This is a genomic window from Epibacterium sp. ABZ3_068 (assembly GCF_056159265.1).
On the sequence record NZ_JBSWUV010000001.1, the window covers coordinates 2,990,193 to 3,005,063 of the forward strand.

Sequence of the window (14,871 nt, forward strand, 5' to 3'; positions counted from 1 at the left end):
GGTTATCCACTGGCCGGCGCGTTTGCGGTGGGTGTACCGATTTATCCCGCTAGTGCCTTGATATTTAATGTGAAAATTTCATATGTGCCTCTTTTGGATTTGAAATTGCTTTAGCTGTCTCTGGGCTGGTCTGATGTATGCAACGGAATGCGATAGCCGCATTCCACCGCACACCAGACGCGTTTGGGAGGACCAGCATTGAGCGAGATTGAGACCTTTTACGACGTGATGCGCCGGCAGGGGATTACCCGCCGCAGCTTCATGAAATACTGTTCGCTGACGGCAGCAGCCCTTGGCCTGTCGCCGTCCTTTGTGCCCAAAATCGCCCATGCGATGGAAAACAAGCCGCGCACACCGGTGATCTGGGTGCACGGTTTGGAGTGCACCTGCTGTTCTGAAAGCTTCATCCGTTCCGCCCACCCGCTGGCCAAGGATGTTGTGCTGTCGATGATCTCGCTCGATTATGATGACACGTTGATGGCGGCTGCGGGGCACGCGGCCGAAGCGGCCTTTGAAGAGACCATCGAGAAATACAGGGGTAACTATATCCTCGCCGTGGAGGGCAACCCGCCTTTGAACGAAGATGGGATGTACTGCATCACCGGTGGCAAGCCCTTTGTTGAGAAACTCCGCCACGCGGCCAAGGACGCCAAGGCGATTATCAGCTGGGGGGCCTGCGCCTCTTATGGCTGTGTGCAGGCGGCCAAGCCGAACCCGACCCAGGCGACTCCGGTCCACAAGGTGATCACCGACAAGCCGATCATCAAGGTTCCGGGCTGCCCGCCGATTGCCGAGGTGATGACCGGTGTTATCACCTATATGCTGACCTTTGACCGTCTGCCCGAACTGGACCGTCAGGGCCGCCCGGCGATGTTCTATTCCCAGCGGATCCACGACAAATGCTACCGCCGTCCGCACTTTGACGCGGGCCAGTTCGTCGAAGCCTGGGACGATGAGAACGCGCGCAAGGGCTACTGCCTTTATAAAATGGGCTGCAAAGGCCCGACCACATACAACGCCTGTTCCACCGTGCGTTGGAACGAAGGTGTCTCTTTCCCGATCCAATCCGGCCATGGCTGTATCGGCTGTTCTGAGGATGGTTTCTGGGATCAGGGCAGTTTCTATGACCGGGTGACCGATCTGACCCAATTCGGGGTCGAGGCAAACGCGGACAAGATCGGCATCGCGGCAACCGGGGTGGTGGGCGCAGGTGTCGCGGCGCATGCGGCTGTCACCGCGCTCAAGGCGGCGCAACGTAAAACCCAAACCCGAACTGAAAAAGAGGAGGCCTGATAGATGGCGACGACCCCGAATGGTTTCGACCTTGATGATACCGGCCGCCGTATTGTTGTGGACCCGGTGACCCGGATCGAAGGCCATATGCGATGCGAAGTGAACGTGGATGAAGACGGTGTCATCCGCAACGCAGTCTCCACCGGCACCATGTGGCGCGGGTTGGAAGTGATCTTGAAGGGGCGCGATCCGCGGGATGCCTGGGCCTTTGCTGAGCGTGTTTGCGGCGTCTGCACCGGCACCCATGCGCTGACGTCTGTGCGTGCGGTTGAGGATGCGTTGAAAATCGACATCCCGGACAATGCCAATTCAATCCGGAACCTGATGCAGCTGGCGTTGCATATCCACGACCACGTTGTGCATTTCTACCACCTGCACGCGCTCGATTGGGTGAACCCGGTCAACGCACTGCGCGCGGATCCCAAGGCAACATCCGAGCTGCAACAGGCGGTGTCGCCGTCGCATCCGATGTCGTCGCCGGGGTATTTCCGCGATGTTCAGAACCGTCTGAAAAAATTCGTGGAATCCGGCCAACTTGGCCTGTTCAAAAACGGCTATTGGGACAACCCGGCCTATAAGCTGTCTGCCGAAGCGGATCTGATGGCGACCACCCACTACCTTGAAGCGCTGGATCTGCAGAAAGAGATCGTCAAGATCCACACGATCTTTGGCGGTAAGAACCCGCACCCCAATTGGCTGGTGGGCGGCGTGCCGTGCCCGATCAATGTTCACAGCACCGGTGCAGTGGGGGCGATCAACATTGAACGTTTGAACCTGGTTGAATCCATCATCAAACAGACCACGGATTTCTGCCGCAACGTCTACATCCCGGATGTGCAGGCCATTGGTGGGTTCTATAAATCCTGGCTTTATGGCGGCGGTATCTCTTCGCAGTCGGTGCTGTCTTATGGCGATATTCCCGAACATCCCAATGACTTCTCTGCCGGTCAGTTACACTTGCCGCGCGGTGCGATCATCAACGGCAACCTCAACGAAGTGCATGATGTGGACATCCGCAACCCTGATGAAATTCAGGAGTTTGTGGATCACAGTTGGTACACCTATGGGGAGCCGGGCAAAGGTCTGCACCCCTGGGACGGCGACACCAGCCCCAAATTTGAACTGGGTCCCAATGCCAAAGGCACCAAGACCAACATCAAACAGCTGGACGAGGCTGGCAAATATTCCTGGATCAAAGCGCCGCGCTGGCGTGGGCATCCGATGGAGGTGGGACCGCTGGCGCGTTACATTGTCGGTTACGCCGCCGGTCACGAGGATATCAAGAACCAGGTGGATGGTTTCCTGCGCACCATGGATCTGCCGTTTGATGCAGTCTTCTCCACCTTGGGGCGGACGGCGGCGCGGGCGCTGGAATCCGAGTACCAGTGCCGTTTGATGACGCACTTTATGAACAAGCTGATCACCAACATCAAAAACGGCGACGAGAATACGGCCAATGTGGCCAAATGGGATCCGTCCACATGGCCCAAAGAGGTCAAAGGTGTGGGTGTCACCGAAGCACCGCGCGGTGCGTTGGGGCATTGGATCAAGATCAAGGACGGTCGCATCGAGAATTATCAGGCGGTGGTTCCAACCACGTGGAACGGCTCTCCGCGCGACACCCAGGGCAATATCGGTGCCTTTGAGGCGTCGCTGATGAACACACCGATGGAACGTCCGGAAGAGCCGGTGGAAATCCTGCGCACCCTGCACAGTTTCGACCCCTGCCTGGCCTGTTCCACACATGTCATGTCGCCGGATGGCGATGAGCTCAGCACCGTCAAAGTGCGCTAAGGGAGGAAGATCATGAAAAAACTGGCTGTTGTTCTTGCCACTGCTGCAACCCCTGCGTTGGCTCATCCGGGCCACGCAGAGCTGCCGGGGGCCGCCGGCCACACATTGGCGCATATCCTTCTGGCCGTCTTGGCTGCGGGGATTGTCTGGGCTGGGGTGCAGATCCTGAAGTCATGGCGCGCCTCCCGTCAGGAGGAGTGATCCATGTCAGAGGATACAATCCATATTCCAAATCCCAAAAGTCCGCCGCCGCTGGAAACGGCCCAACTGACGGGGGATGCAACGGCGGAAGACATTGAAAGCGTGCGGGTGCGGACCTCGGTCTTTGTCTACGAATGGCCGGTGCGCCTGTGGCATTGGGTCAATGCGCTGGCGATTACAGTGCTGTGCCTGACCGGTTGGTTTATTGGCTCGCCGCCGCCGTCGATGCAGATCGCCGAGGCGACCCATCAGTTTGTGTTCGGCTATATCCGCTTTGCCCATTTTGCGGCGGGTATGATCATGACTGTGGGTTTCTTTGGCCGCATGTATTGGGCCTGGGCGGGCAATCACCACGCCAAACAGCTGTTCATTATCCCTCTGTTTAACAAACACTGGTGGAAAGAGATCTATTTTGAGATCCGCTGGTATATGTTCCTGGAGAAAGAGCCGCAGAAATACGTGGGCCACAACCCGTTGGCACAGCTGGCGATGTTTGGGTTTATCACGCTGGGATCGACCTTCATGATCATCTCAGGCTGGGCACTCTATTCCGAAGGCACAGGCCGGGGCAGTTTTGCTGATATGGTGGCAGGCTGGTTCCTGACGCTGGTGGGCAATTCCCAGGCTGTGCATTCGCTGCACCATATGGGCATGTGGTTCATCCTGATCTTTATGATCATCCACATCTATGTGGCAATCCGCGAAGACATCATGTCCCGCCAGTCCATGGTTTCAACCATGATCTCGGGCACTCGGACCTTCAAGGACGACCGCCCGTAATTGCGTTGAAATCGGTGCTCGAATCAAGGGGGCGGGACAGTGTGTTCCGCCCCTTTGGTTTGTTGGTTTCCGGTTTTTGCTCAAAGTGAGAGGTGGGCTTTCACCAAAAGCTGAGGTGAAAATGTGGGTTTTTGGTTAAATGAGAATAAAATCAATGTATTGCAGTGTATTCAATGGTATTCCATAAATCTGTGTCCTGTGATGCCTTAGCCAGATAGCTTTCATTCCAGAGGAAACCGGAAAGTTAGCAACCAATTTTCCGGCGCTGGAGGAGGCCAATATGGCGTTACGCATCCTGGTGATGGGCATCGGCAATGTTTTATGGGCGGATGAGGGGTTCGGGGTTCGCTGTGTCGAACATCTGAGCGAGAATTATAAGTTCGAGCCCCATGTAACTGTTCTGGATGGTGGCACGCAGGGGCTATATCTCTTGCCGTTTCTGGAAGAGGCAGACGCGCTTTTGGTGTTTGACGCCATTGATTACGGTCTTGCACCAGGAACCTTGAAAATCGTCGAAAATGACGAGGTGCCCCGCTTTATGGGCGCCAAGAAGATGAGCCTGCATCAGACCGGGTTTCAGGACGTGATCGCCACAGCGCAGCTGATGGGATATTGCCCGGAAGCGCTGACGCTGATCGGCTGCCAGCCCGAAGAACTGGATGACTATGGCGGAGGTCTGCGGGACATCGTGGCCGCCCAGATCGAACCGGCTGTTAGGATTGCTTTGGAAAAGCTCGCAATCTGGGGCGCGGTTGCTGAAAAGGGGCGGGGCGATGACAGCATGATTGCTGACCCTTCCATTCAGCGCAGCGCTTACGAAAAAGGGCGACCCGACGCAGCAGAGGCGTGCCGCACCGGCGACGATCGTTTCTTCCCGAGTGAGGTTTAGGGGGATGTGTGTTGGCATTCCCATGCAGATCCTCTCGGTCGACGGCATTGCGGCGCAGGCACGCGAACGTGCAGACAGACCGGTCGAGATCATTGACCTGTCACTCACCGGCCCGCTTGAGAAGGGCGCTTGGGTGCTCAGCTTCCTGGGGGCTGCGCGTGAAGTGATCAGTGCCGAAGAGGCCGGAAACATATCAAACGCGCTGGATGGTCTGCGCTCTCTGATGGAGGGGGGCGATCTGGGCAACGCCTTTGCCGATCTGGAAGCGCGCACACCAAGTTTACCACCCCATCTGCAGGCGGCAGCCGCGCAGGGAAAAACAGTGGGCTGACCGGAGGAATACGTAAAATGACACATCCCTTGATTGACCGACTGACTGATGAGATGGGCTGGCCGTTGCTGGCCGAAAAAGAGGCGCTGGCCGCGTATGTGGGTCGCCCGGGTGTACATGTCTTGTTTGTGCCGGGCGACCCAAAGCGCAATCTGGAAACCGCCGATGTGGCGGTGATCCTGCCCGAGCTAAAAATGGCCTTTCAGGGCAAATTTGACTGTGCGGTGGTGGCCGATGCGATCGAGGCCGATCTGCGTCAGGACACCAAAGTTCTGAAAACGCCCAGCCTGATCTTCTTCCGCGACGGCAAGATGATCGGTGCACTGCCCAAGGTGCGTGACTGGGACGAATATGTTCTGCGCATCACCCAGATTATCTCGCAACCCGAAGCCGTTCAGTAAGGAGCCATAAAATGGTTGGCAATTTTCATATGCCCCCTATGGGGTACGGCCCAGGATCACAACCTTCCGAAGAGGACGGCAACGAGCTGAAGTATTTGCAGATGCCGCAGGACATGAGCTCCTATGTGACGCATCTGCCCGAAGTCGAAGACACCAGCCATTTGCAACCTGCCTTGGATCTTTTGGCCGATATCGCCGCGGCTGCAACTGCGGTCGGGCAGGGTGGCGAAAACCAGACCTTTGATCTGTCGACACTCGACAAGGAAAACCGGGACCTCATGGCGGAAACCCTGGGCGAGGGCGAAGTGGCCATGAAAATCCGCACGATCCCCGCAATTGGCGTGCAAGAAAGCGTGTTTGCCGGGGTCTGGGTGCTGGGCGGAGCAAATGTGGATGCGGTGGAGGTCGGCGCGGTTCCACGCGCCGCACGGGATGAGGCGTTTACGGCGAAACGTGCGCCCACCGGCGCAAAGACACCGCGCACCCCATCGGTGGTCAATGCGCCGCCCTTGTTGGTGGAACTGGAAGACAAGTCCAAAGCCTTCACGCCCGAGACGGACACCCATGTGGTGAACCTGACCCTTCTGCCCCATACCGAGGACGATCTGGCCTGGCTGGAACAGGCCATGGGGCAGGGCGCGGTGGAAATCCTGTCGCGCGGCTATGGCAACTGCCGGGTTACGGCAACGGCGTTGCCGCATGTCTGGCAGGTTCGGTTTTATAATTCCATGGATGTGCTCATCCTTGACACCTATGAGGTCACCGCCATGCCGGAGGTTGCGATTGCCGCGCCCGAGGATTTGATCGACAGCGGCGAACGCATCATCGAAGTGCTGGAGGCGATCCGATGAGCGGTTTTGAAGGCTCTTTTATGGGGGCTGCTGACAAGATCAGCGACCAGGCGATCATGGAGTGCAAAATCTGCTGGACGCCGTATGATCCGGCCGAAGGGGATGACACACGTTCGATCCTGCCCGGCACCGCGTTTCTGGCCCTGCCAGAGGATTGGAAATGCCCGACCTGTGACGCGCCCAAGGAACAGTTCATGGTCTCTGATGATCCGGGTGCCGATATGGTGCGTGAGGCGCAGGTTCTGAAAAACAAGACTGACGCATTGGTTGCGGATTTTACCGAGGTCTGGCACGCCAAGATGCGGGATGTTCCCATGGTCAACAAGCTGTTGAACGTGGAAGCCGTGGGGTGGGTGATCCACAAGGGCCGCCCCTTGGGGGTGCTGATCTCTCCGTGGTTCATGAACCTGATCCAGCTGCCGGGGGAAGATGAGGATTGGTCAGATCTGACACCGGGAGCAAAAGAGTATCTGTCTTTTGAATCCGGGGACTATGAGTTCATTCACAACACGCGGGAGATGACAGGTGGCTACAAAGCCTGCTCGCTGTTTTCACCAATGGGCGAGTTTCGTTCACAGCAACAAGCGGTGGATGTGGGGCGTGCGGTGATGCAGGCGCTCTTTATGGAAGAGCACCGTGCTGAAACCGACCGCGCCGCTGACATCCGCGAAATGCGGGAGGGTGAACTGGAAGCCAAACGCCAGGTTGAAGAAGACGCCGCCTCCTCCGAAGCAGAGGGCACAAGCGATCTGCCGGCCGAGGCTACCCGCCGTCAGGTGCTGACCGCAGGTCTGTCCGGTGATGCGAGCTGAGACATGTTGGATCGCACGCCGCAGCTATCGGATCTTGATATCGCCCCGGCGCCGCCGATTGGGGACTATTTGATCGGACGTTCTGTGGCCGATGCAGTGGCGATTGTGCCGCGGATCTTTAACCTGTGTCGCATGACGCAGGAGGTGGCGGTGAAACTCGCGTTGGACGTGGAGTTGCCCCAAGATTGGCAAGCGCAGTTACAGGCGGATATCCTGCGTGAGCATCAGTTTCGTCTGGGTATCCTGTTGCCTGGCCGGTTGGGTCTGCAACCTTTGGCGATGCCGCGCGGGGAGGGGGTCGCAACGGGTTGGTCGGCCTCCTTTGTTGGCACATCCGGGTTTCCGGATACTGCGGAGGCGTTCGAGCGGTTTTTGACAGGGCTATCTCCGGCCGCCCTTCTGCTGCAGGCGGTTGACCGCTGTTTTGCGCCGGGAGAGGCCTGTTATCACGACCTTGTGCCCACTTCGATTGAGACGGCAGAAACACATGCGCCGCAGGACAATACGGTTGCCGCGCGCGCAGCACATCACCGGGTGATGCAGCATATCGCAGCAACCCGCGGGCACGGCCCATTGTGGCAGATTGTGGGGCGCATACTCGACGTCGAAAACACAGAGAATGAGCTGTTGCCTGCGCCCGTCTGTAGTCATCGCTCGGTGTGTGTTCCAGCTGCGCGCGGTCTTTTTGTAGTACGGGCCAGCCAGTCTGCGGGGCGGGTCACAGGCTTTACACGGGTGACGCCAACCGATCATTTGCTGGCGCAAGGCGGCGTTTTGGAGCAGGCTTTGGCAAATCTTCCGGATCACAAGGCGCATCGCGCGTCGCTCGTGATTGATATTTTTGACCCGTGCCAGCCGGTGGCTATCAAAGAAGGGGCAAGACATGCATGAAATGTCTCTGTGTGAGGGGATCCGGCAAGTGATCGAGGATCAGGCCACCCAACACAACATCACGCAGGTCAAACGCGTGCGGGTGGAAATTGGCCGTTTTGCCGGTGTTGAAAAGCCCGCGCTTGAATTCGCTTTTGAGGTGGTGATGCGCGGGTCTGTGGCCGAAGGGGCGGAGCTGATCATGCTCGACTTGCCCGGGCGCGCCATGTGTTATGATTGCGCGCAAGAAGTTGAAATTGATGACCGTCTTGCGCCTTGCCCGAAATGCGGCGGAGGCCGCTTGATGCCGATGGGCGGCGACGAAATGCGAATAAAAGACTTGGAGGTCAACTGATGTGTACCGTTTGCGGATGCGGAACAGCCAGCGTTGAAGGGCATCATCACCATCATGATCATGGCAGCGGCTCGGACCAGGCGCACAGCCACGCGCACGACCACAGCCATGATCATGTCCATAGCCACAGCCATGACATGCATTTTGGCCAAGGTCCTGCGGGTGTGGCCGTACCAGGCATGAGCCAGGATCGGCTGATCGAGATCGAAACTGATATCTTGGCCAAAAACGACCGCTATGCCGATGCCAACCGCGCTGTGCTGAAAGGGTTGGACGCCTTTGCTGTGAACCTTGTCTCCTCGCCAGGGTCGGGCAAGACTACCTTGTTATGCAAAACGATCGAGATGCTGGGGGATCAACCCTTGGCCGTGATCGAAGGTGATCAGCAAACCGCCAATGACGCCGAGCGTATTCGTGCAACCGGTGCCACTGCGATCCAGGTCAACACTGGCAAGGGCTGTCATCTGGATGGACATATGGTAGGGCATGCCATGGAGCATCTGGAACTGGCGCAGCAATCGTTCCTGTTTATCGAAAATGTCGGAAATCTGGTCTGCCCTGCGGCTTTTGACCTGGGCGAAGATTGCAAAGTCGCGGTGATCAGCGTCACCGAAGGTGAAGACAAGCCGTTGAAATACCCGGATATGTTCACCGCATCCCGGATTGCTTTGCTGAACAAGGTCGATCTGGCCCCTTATTGCGACGTGGATCTGGACCTTTATGAGAAAAACCTGCGTCGTGTGAACCCGGGTATCGAAGTGATCCGCCTGTCTGCCCGCACCGGCGAAGGGATGGAGCATTGGATCAATTGGCTCAAAGGCAGTCTGGCACGTAAACAGGGCCGGGCCGCAGCGGAGTAAACCATGTCAGAGACGCTCCCCACTGTTCTATTGGTTGATGATGAGGAACATTCGCTGGCCTCCATGCGCATGGCGCTTGAGGATGACTTTGACTGTCTGACCGCAACCAACGCAGATGACGCGGCACGTCTGATGCAGGAGCATTTTGTTCAGGTGATCTTCTGTGATCAGCGCATGCCGGGGAAGTCCGGTGTCGCTTTCCTCAGCGAAGTGCGGGAGCAGTGGCCGGACACGGTGCGGATCATCATCACCGGTTATACCGAGACCAACGACATTATCGCGGCGATCAATGATGCGGGTATCTATCAGTTCCTGACCAAACCCTGGCACCCGGACCATCTGGTCATGAGCGCCAAGAACGCTGCCGATCTGTTCCGCCTTAACCGGGAAAATGCGCAGATGACGCTGGAGATGCGCTACCTCTCACGCAGTGTAGAAAGCAAGGTCGAAGAGCAGCGCCGCGCCCTGCGTGAAGGTCTGGGTTTTGAAAACGTGCTGCGTGCGCCCAATTCACCCGTCAACGGTGTCATCGAACAGGCGCGCCAGTTTGCCAGTTTTGACGTTCCGGTGATGATCCATGGGGAAGCGGGAACAGACAAGGCTTCGGTTGCACGGGCGATGCATTACAGCTCGTTACGTTCGGATCGGCCGTTTTATGCGATCAACTGCGTCGGAGTTGATGAGGATCTGTTGGAGGAGGAGCTGTTTGGCGTGCGTCGCCGCGGTATGCAAGGGCGGAACACGCAGAAACTGGGCCTGCTGCGCAAGGCGGATCAGGGCACGCTCTATATGACCGGGTTCACTGAACTCACAGCGCGTCTGCAGCGTTCTATGGCCCGGTTTGCAATCACCGGTGAATTCCGCCCCATTGGTGGTGGAGAGATGGAGCGCAGCGACGTACGCCTGATTGTGGGCTGTGAAAAAGACATGGCCAAGGAGGTCGCTGCCGATCGGTTCCGGGCGGATCTGTACTATGCGATCAACAAAACCGCGCTGACCATGCCGCCTTTACGGTCCCGTCTGGCCGATCTGCCGGTTCTGGCGCAGAACTACCTGTTTGATGCCGCTGCCAAACATGGCAAGCCGGTGCATGGCCTCTCAGACGACGCGCTGCGGTTTCTGGAACGCTATGACTGGCCCGGAAATCTGCGCGAGCTGGAAAACGAAATGGTGCGCATGCTGATCTTCTCGCAGGACAGCATTCTGGGCCCCGAACTGATCAGCCGCCACATTTTGCAAGCCAATCCAGAAACAGGTCGCGAAAGTGACGCGAAGCTGGACAGTGTTCTGGTGTCAGAAGGCACATTGAAAGACCGGGTGGAGCAGATTGAAATGCGTATCCTGCGGGAAACGCTGACACGGCTGAAATGGAACAAAAGCCGCGCCGCCAATGAACTTGGCCTCAGCCGGGTGGGGTTGCGCGCCAAGATTGACCGATACGGGATCGCTGCTCCGGACAAGAAGCGCGGCGCCCAGCACCAAGAGGAGGAATAGCCATGTGCCTTGGGATGCCAGGCCAGATTGTAGCCATCACCGATGAAACCAGGATGATGGCCATGGCCGAAGTCTCTGGAGTGCGCCGCGAGGTCAATGTGGCCTGCATCGCGCTGGGTGATCTGGACGCTCTGGTTGGGAAATGGGCGTTGATCCATGTTGGCTTTGCCATGAGCGAGATTGACGAGGAGGAAGCCGCCAAGACGCTGGAAGCCCTACGTGGTCTGGGAGAAGCGCAGGAAACGTTGGAGGCCATGGCCGAAGGGGACAAGGCCTTGGAGGGGACACAATGAAATACGCCGACGAATTCCGCGATCCGGTTGCCGCCAAAGCTCTGTTGGATGAGATCAGCAAAGTTGTGGCAGACATTGGCGCAACCGCCGAACAACCTGTCCACATTATGGAGATCTGCGGCGGCCATACCCATGCGATCTTTCGCTATGGGCTGGACAAGCTGACCCCTGCCGGGATCGAGTTTATCCACGGCCCCGGCTGTCCGGTCTGTGTCCTGCCCATGAGCCGCGTGGATGAATGTGTGGAACTGGCAGAACGTCCCGAGGTGATTTTCACCACTTTCGGGGATGCCATGCGGGTGCCCGGCACCAAGAAATCGCTGATGCAGGCCAAGGCGGACGGAGCGGATATCCGCATGGTCTATTCGCCACTGGATGCGCTGGAAATTGCGCGCCGCAATCCCGAACGCGAGGTTGTTTTCTTTGGTCTTGGGTTTGAAACCACGACACCCTCCACGGCGCTGTCGATCCAGCAGGCAGCGCGCGAAGGGCTGACCAATTTCACGGTCTTCTGCAATCATATCACTGTACCACCGCCCATTCTGGCCTTGTTGCAGGATCCGCATATGGTGCTCGACGGATTTGTCGGTCCGGGGCATGTGTCGATGGTGATTGGCACCCATCCTTATGATTTCATTGCTCAAGACTATGGTAAACCAATTGTTGTCGCCGGGTTCGAACCGCTTGATCTGCTGCAATCCGTGTTGATGGTCCTGGAACAGATCCGCGATGGCCGCGCCGAGGTGGAGAACCAATATGCCCGCGTGGTGCCGGAGGATGGCAACCCGGTTTCAATGGCCGCCATTGCCGATGTCTATGAGGCGCGCCCAACCTTTGAATGGCGGGGGTTGGGGGAAATCGACGAAAGCGGCCTGCGCATCCGTCCCAAATACGCAGCCTTTGACGCCGAGGAGAAGTTCGGTATCGGCTATGGCGCAGAAAGCCGTCTGGTTGCAGAACCCGAAGGGTGCGCCTGCGGATCTGTTATGACGGGTCGGATGAAACCGGTTCAGTGCCCGCAATTTGGCAAAGGCTGCACGCCGGAAATGCCGCTGGGTGCGCTGATGGTCAGCTCCGAAGGGGCCTGTGCGGCCTATTACCAATACGGCGGCGCCCGTGCCGTTGAACCCGCAGAATAAGGGGACAACAGCAGTGACACATCCCAAACCCATGCGCGATGCGCGGGTGACGCTGTCCCATGGCGGGGGCGGTAAAGCCATGCGCGCGTTGATTGAAACCGTGTTCACCTCGGTCTTTCAACCCGACACGATGGAAGATCAGGCCCGTCTGATGAGCGACGCCTTGCAGGAGCCCGGCGCACGGCTGGCTTTTACTACTGACAGTTTTGTGGTGGACCCCGTGGAATTTCCCGGCGGCGACATTGGCAAGATCGCGGTCTGCGGCACGGTGAACGATCTGGCTGTGGGGGGCGCAAAACCCCTGTGGCTGTCGGCCGCCTTTATCATCGAAGAAGGCACCGAGATCGCCCTTTTGCAGCGCATTGTGGCCTCGATGGCTGCCGAGGCCGAGAAAGCGGGCGTGCGGATTGTCACCGGCGATACCAAGGTTGTGGGCAGGGGCAGCGCGGATAAAGTATTTGTCACAACATCCGGCGTGGGGGTGATCCCGCCGGGGCGCTGCCTGTCTGCTGATCAGGCGCAGGTTGGCGATATGGTGCTGGTGAATGGGATGCTGGGGGATCACGGCGCTGCGATTCTGGCCGCGCGCGGCGACATGGCCTTGTCGACAGAGGTCCAATCGGATTGTGCCGGCCTTGGCCATCTGATGGAAGCGGTGTTGGCGGCGGCCCCAAACACCCGTGCGGCCCGCGATGCAACGCGTGGCGGGGTGGCCTCGGTTTTAAACGAAATTGCCGAAGCCGCCGGGACGTCTATCCAGATCCAAGAGACCGCCTTGCCCCTACGCGCCGAGGTCAAAGGCATGTGTGAGATCCTCGGGCTTGATCCCCTGTATCTGGCAAATGAGGGGACGCTGGTGCTGATCGTTCCCGCAGATGAAGCCGAAGCGGCTCTTGCGGCGATGCGGGCTTTGCCCGAGGGGCAGGGTGCTGTGGACATCGGCAAAATCTGCAAGGGTCCGCCGGGACGGGTTACAATGCAGACTCTGTTTGGCGGTCAGCGGATTGTTGACATGTTGGTGGGCGAACAGCTGCCGCGGATTTGCTAAAGATCTACATTACAAAGAAAAACCGCCGCTCCGAATGGGCGGCGGTTTCTTCTGGTTTGCTCCGGTTGACTTAGAACGGGATTTCGTCGTCGTCGATGTTGTGGGATGCGCCGCCGCCTTGGTTGCCGCCGCCAAATCCGCCACCACCTTGCGGGCCGCTGTCGTAGCCGCCGCCTTGTGGGCCACTGTCATAGCCACCGCCACCAAAGTTACCGCCGCCGCCTTGGCCGCCACCAAAGCCGCTGCCGCCACCTTCGCCACGGCCGTCTAGCATGGTCAGCGTGGAGCCGAACCCTTGCAGAACAACTTCGGTCGAATAGCGGTCCTGGCCGCTTTGATCCTGCCATTTGCGGGTTTGCAGCTGGCCTTCGACATAGACCTTGGAACCTTTGCGCAGATACTGTTCCGCCACACGCACCAGGCCTTCGTTGAAGATCGCAACCGAATGCCATTCGGTCTTTTCGCGACGCTCCCCGGTGTTGCGGTCTTTCCAGGTTTCCGAGGTCGCAATCCGCAGGTTGCAGACTTTGCCACCGTTCTGGAAGCTGCGCACCTCGGGGTCGCGACCCAGATTACCGATTATCATGACTTTGTTGAGAGATCCGGCCATCTTGGTCGTGTCCTTTATCGTTTCACTGTGCATACAGGCATGCATAAATCCAATTGCCGCGTCGAATCCCTTCAACGCGGTTTATGCCACCCTATCTTTCTGCTCCTTCGGAGGAAACCCGCCAATGGCGGACTGCGCGGAACTCGGTTGCATCGTGGAAAATCTATATTTTGGCAATGATATGCCGACTGATCATCTGAGGCTTTAAAAACTTACAGAAAAAGCTATATTCGCATTCGGACTGAGGGGAGTCAGAGCGCCAATATGCGTAAAATGTTTGTGGGGGCGAGCGTAGCTTGCGCGTTATTTGCGGATACTGCTGCTGCGCAGGTATTCTCAAGCAAAAACAGACGAGACCTTTTTGCATCCCATACGCGGGTGCTAGATGGGCGTGCTTCAAGCCAATATAAAGGATCTGATCGGCTCCGTCCTGAGAGCTACAGGATCGAACTGACGCCCAAAAACCTGCGGTATACCGGTAAATATCGGGGGCAATATCTGAAGGTTGCCCGAACTGCAGCGCGCCAGAACGGCATCCCTGAAGATCTCTTCTTGCGTCTTGTTCAGCAAGAAAGCAATTGGAACCCCAAAGCACGATCGCATAAAGGCGCGCTTGGCCTGGCGCAGCTGATGCCGACCACCGCTGCGAATCTTGGGGTGGATCCAACCAATCCCAAACAGAATCTGGAAGGTGGTGCACGCTACCTTGCGCAGCAGTATCGCAAATTCGGGTCCTGGCGTCTGGCGCTTGCCGCCTATAACGCCGGTCCTGCAGCGGTCGAGAAATATGGCGGTGTGCCCCCATATAAAGAGACCGAGAATTACGTGAAAAAAATTCTCGGCAGCTGAT

At 57.8% G+C, this 14,871-nt stretch carries 18 protein-coding genes; 17 read left to right on the forward strand and 1 reads right to left on the reverse strand.

Annotated features, from left to right (window positions below):
• Positions 1–198 precede the first annotated feature (198 nt).
• The 16 genes from ACXAEW_RS14305 (at position 199) to hypE (ending at position 13,411) form a co-directional block, all read left to right on the forward strand.
• On the forward strand, positions 199–1,293 hold the full coding sequence (locus ACXAEW_RS14305) for a hydrogenase small subunit (protein ID WP_153214171.1): 1,095 nt from the start codon (positions 199–201) through the stop codon (positions 1,291–1,293).
• Between the two features lie 3 nt (positions 1,294–1,296).
• Complete coding sequence (locus ACXAEW_RS14310; protein ID WP_474941958.1) at positions 1,297–3,087, forward strand: nickel-dependent hydrogenase large subunit; 1,791 nt, start codon at positions 1,297–1,299, stop codon at positions 3,085–3,087.
• A gap of 12 nt (positions 3,088–3,099) precedes the next feature.
• Positions 3,100–3,288, forward strand: a complete 189-nt coding sequence (locus ACXAEW_RS14315; protein WP_153214169.1) for a hypothetical protein — start codon at positions 3,100–3,102, stop codon at positions 3,286–3,288.
• 3 nt (positions 3,289–3,291) lie between these two features.
• On the forward strand, positions 3,292–4,068 hold the full coding sequence (gene cybH, locus ACXAEW_RS14320) for a Ni/Fe-hydrogenase, b-type cytochrome subunit (protein WP_474941959.1): 777 nt from the start codon (positions 3,292–3,294) through the stop codon (positions 4,066–4,068).
• A gap of 280 nt (positions 4,069–4,348) precedes the next feature.
• Positions 4,349–4,957, forward strand: a complete 609-nt coding sequence (locus tag ACXAEW_RS14325; RefSeq protein ID WP_474941960.1) for a HyaD/HybD family hydrogenase maturation endopeptidase — start codon at positions 4,349–4,351, stop codon at positions 4,955–4,957.
• Between the two features lie 4 nt (positions 4,958–4,961).
• Entirely contained in the window at positions 4,962–5,288 is a 327-nt protein-coding gene (gene hypC / locus ACXAEW_RS14330) for a HypC/HybG/HupF family hydrogenase formation chaperone (protein WP_474941961.1), read from the forward strand.
• A 17-nt stretch (positions 5,289–5,305) separates the two neighbouring features.
• On the forward strand, positions 5,306–5,689 hold the full coding sequence (locus tag ACXAEW_RS14335) for a thioredoxin domain-containing protein (protein ID WP_474941962.1): 384 nt from the start codon (positions 5,306–5,308) through the stop codon (positions 5,687–5,689).
• A gap of 11 nt (positions 5,690–5,700) precedes the next feature.
• A complete protein-coding gene (locus ACXAEW_RS14340; RefSeq protein ID WP_474941963.1) occupies positions 5,701–6,540 on the forward strand; it encodes a hydrogenase expression/formation protein in 840 nt (279 codons plus the stop codon).
• Complete coding sequence (gene hybE, locus ACXAEW_RS14345; RefSeq protein WP_474941964.1) at positions 6,537–7,352, forward strand: [NiFe]-hydrogenase assembly chaperone HybE; 816 nt, start codon at positions 6,537–6,539, stop codon at positions 7,350–7,352. The genes ACXAEW_RS14340 and hybE overlap by 4 nt, the downstream gene beginning before the upstream one ends.
• 3 nt (positions 7,353–7,355) lie before the next feature.
• Positions 7,356–8,243, forward strand: a complete 888-nt coding sequence (locus ACXAEW_RS14350) for a hypothetical protein (protein WP_474941965.1) — start codon at positions 7,356–7,358, stop codon at positions 8,241–8,243.
• Complete coding sequence (gene hypA, locus ACXAEW_RS14355; protein WP_153214161.1) at positions 8,236–8,577, forward strand: hydrogenase maturation nickel metallochaperone HypA; 342 nt, start codon at positions 8,236–8,238, stop codon at positions 8,575–8,577. Before ACXAEW_RS14350 ends, hypA begins: the two co-directional genes overlap by 8 nt.
• Positions 8,577–9,437 carry a hydrogenase nickel incorporation protein HypB gene (gene hypB / locus ACXAEW_RS14360; RefSeq protein WP_474941966.1) on the forward strand — a complete coding sequence of 287 codons (861 nt, stop codon included), beginning with the start codon at positions 8,577–8,579 and terminating at the stop codon, positions 9,435–9,437. Before hypA ends, hypB begins: the two co-directional genes overlap by 1 nt.
• 3 nt (positions 9,438–9,440) lie before the next feature.
• Positions 9,441–10,931 carry a sigma-54-dependent transcriptional regulator gene (locus ACXAEW_RS14365; RefSeq protein WP_474941967.1) on the forward strand — a complete coding sequence of 497 codons (1,491 nt, stop codon included), beginning with the start codon at positions 9,441–9,443 and terminating at the stop codon, positions 10,929–10,931.
• A 2-nt stretch (positions 10,932–10,933) separates the two neighbouring features.
• Complete coding sequence (gene hypC, locus ACXAEW_RS14370) at positions 10,934–11,224, forward strand: HypC/HybG/HupF family hydrogenase formation chaperone (protein ID WP_474941968.1); 291 nt, start codon at positions 10,934–10,936, stop codon at positions 11,222–11,224.
• Positions 11,221–12,363: a hydrogenase formation protein HypD gene (gene hypD / locus ACXAEW_RS14375; protein ID WP_474941969.1), complete on the forward strand. Its 1,143-nt coding sequence runs from the start codon at positions 11,221–11,223 to the stop codon at positions 12,361–12,363. Before hypC (ACXAEW_RS14370) ends, hypD begins: the two co-directional genes overlap by 4 nt.
• A 31-nt stretch (positions 12,364–12,394) precedes the next feature.
• On the forward strand, positions 12,395–13,411 hold the full coding sequence (gene hypE / locus ACXAEW_RS14380) for a hydrogenase expression/formation protein HypE (RefSeq protein WP_474943040.1): 1,017 nt from the start codon (positions 12,395–12,397) through the stop codon (positions 13,409–13,411).
• Positions 13,412–13,481: 70 nt separating this feature from the next.
• Here hypE and ssb read toward each other — a convergent pair whose 3' ends face one another.
• Positions 13,482–14,021 carry a single-stranded DNA-binding protein gene (gene ssb / locus ACXAEW_RS14385; protein ID WP_474941970.1) on the reverse strand — a complete coding sequence of 180 codons (540 nt, stop codon included), beginning with the start codon at positions 14,019–14,021 and terminating at the stop codon, positions 13,482–13,484.
• Positions 14,022–14,285: 264 nt separating this feature from the next.
• Here ssb and ACXAEW_RS14390 point away from each other — a divergent pair, with 264 nt between their 5' ends.
• A complete protein-coding gene (locus ACXAEW_RS14390; protein ID WP_474941971.1) occupies positions 14,286–14,870 on the forward strand; it encodes a lytic transglycosylase domain-containing protein in 585 nt (194 codons plus the stop codon).
• Position 14,871: the final 1 nt, after the last annotated feature.

Coding starts and splice junctions, on each gene's coding strand:
- ACXAEW_RS14310 (WP_474941958.1), top strand. CDS start 1,297: ATGGCGACGACCCCGAATGGTTTCGACCTTGATGATACCGGCCGCCGT.
- ACXAEW_RS14315 (WP_153214169.1), top strand. CDS start 3,100: ATGAAAAAACTGGCTGTTGTTCTTGCCACTGCTGCAACCCCTGCGTTG.
- cybH (WP_474941959.1), top strand. CDS start 3,292: ATGTCAGAGGATACAATCCATATTCCAAATCCCAAAAGTCCGCCGCCG.
- ACXAEW_RS14325 (WP_474941960.1), top strand. CDS start 4,349: ATGGCGTTACGCATCCTGGTGATGGGCATCGGCAATGTTTTATGGGCG.
- hypC (WP_474941961.1), top strand. CDS start 4,962: ATGTGTGTTGGCATTCCCATGCAGATCCTCTCGGTCGACGGCATTGCG.
- ACXAEW_RS14335 (WP_474941962.1), top strand. CDS start 5,306: ATGACACATCCCTTGATTGACCGACTGACTGATGAGATGGGCTGGCCG.
- ACXAEW_RS14340 (WP_474941963.1), top strand. CDS start 5,701: ATGGTTGGCAATTTTCATATGCCCCCTATGGGGTACGGCCCAGGATCA.
- hybE (WP_474941964.1), top strand. CDS start 6,537: ATGAGCGGTTTTGAAGGCTCTTTTATGGGGGCTGCTGACAAGATCAGC.
- ACXAEW_RS14350 (WP_474941965.1), top strand. CDS start 7,356: ATGTTGGATCGCACGCCGCAGCTATCGGATCTTGATATCGCCCCGGCG.
- hypA (WP_153214161.1), top strand. CDS start 8,236: ATGCATGAAATGTCTCTGTGTGAGGGGATCCGGCAAGTGATCGAGGAT.
- hypB (WP_474941966.1), top strand. CDS start 8,577: ATGTGTACCGTTTGCGGATGCGGAACAGCCAGCGTTGAAGGGCATCAT.
- ACXAEW_RS14365 (WP_474941967.1), top strand. CDS start 9,441: ATGTCAGAGACGCTCCCCACTGTTCTATTGGTTGATGATGAGGAACAT.
- hypC (WP_474941968.1), top strand. CDS start 10,934: ATGTGCCTTGGGATGCCAGGCCAGATTGTAGCCATCACCGATGAAACC.
- hypD (WP_474941969.1), top strand. CDS start 11,221: ATGAAATACGCCGACGAATTCCGCGATCCGGTTGCCGCCAAAGCTCTG.
- hypE (WP_474943040.1), top strand. CDS start 12,395: ATGCGCGATGCGCGGGTGACGCTGTCCCATGGCGGGGGCGGTAAAGCC.
- ssb (WP_474941970.1), bottom strand. CDS start 14,021: ATGGCCGGATCTCTCAACAAAGTCATGATAATCGGTAATCTGGGTCGC.
- ACXAEW_RS14390 (WP_474941971.1), top strand. CDS start 14,286: ATGCGTAAAATGTTTGTGGGGGCGAGCGTAGCTTGCGCGTTATTTGCG.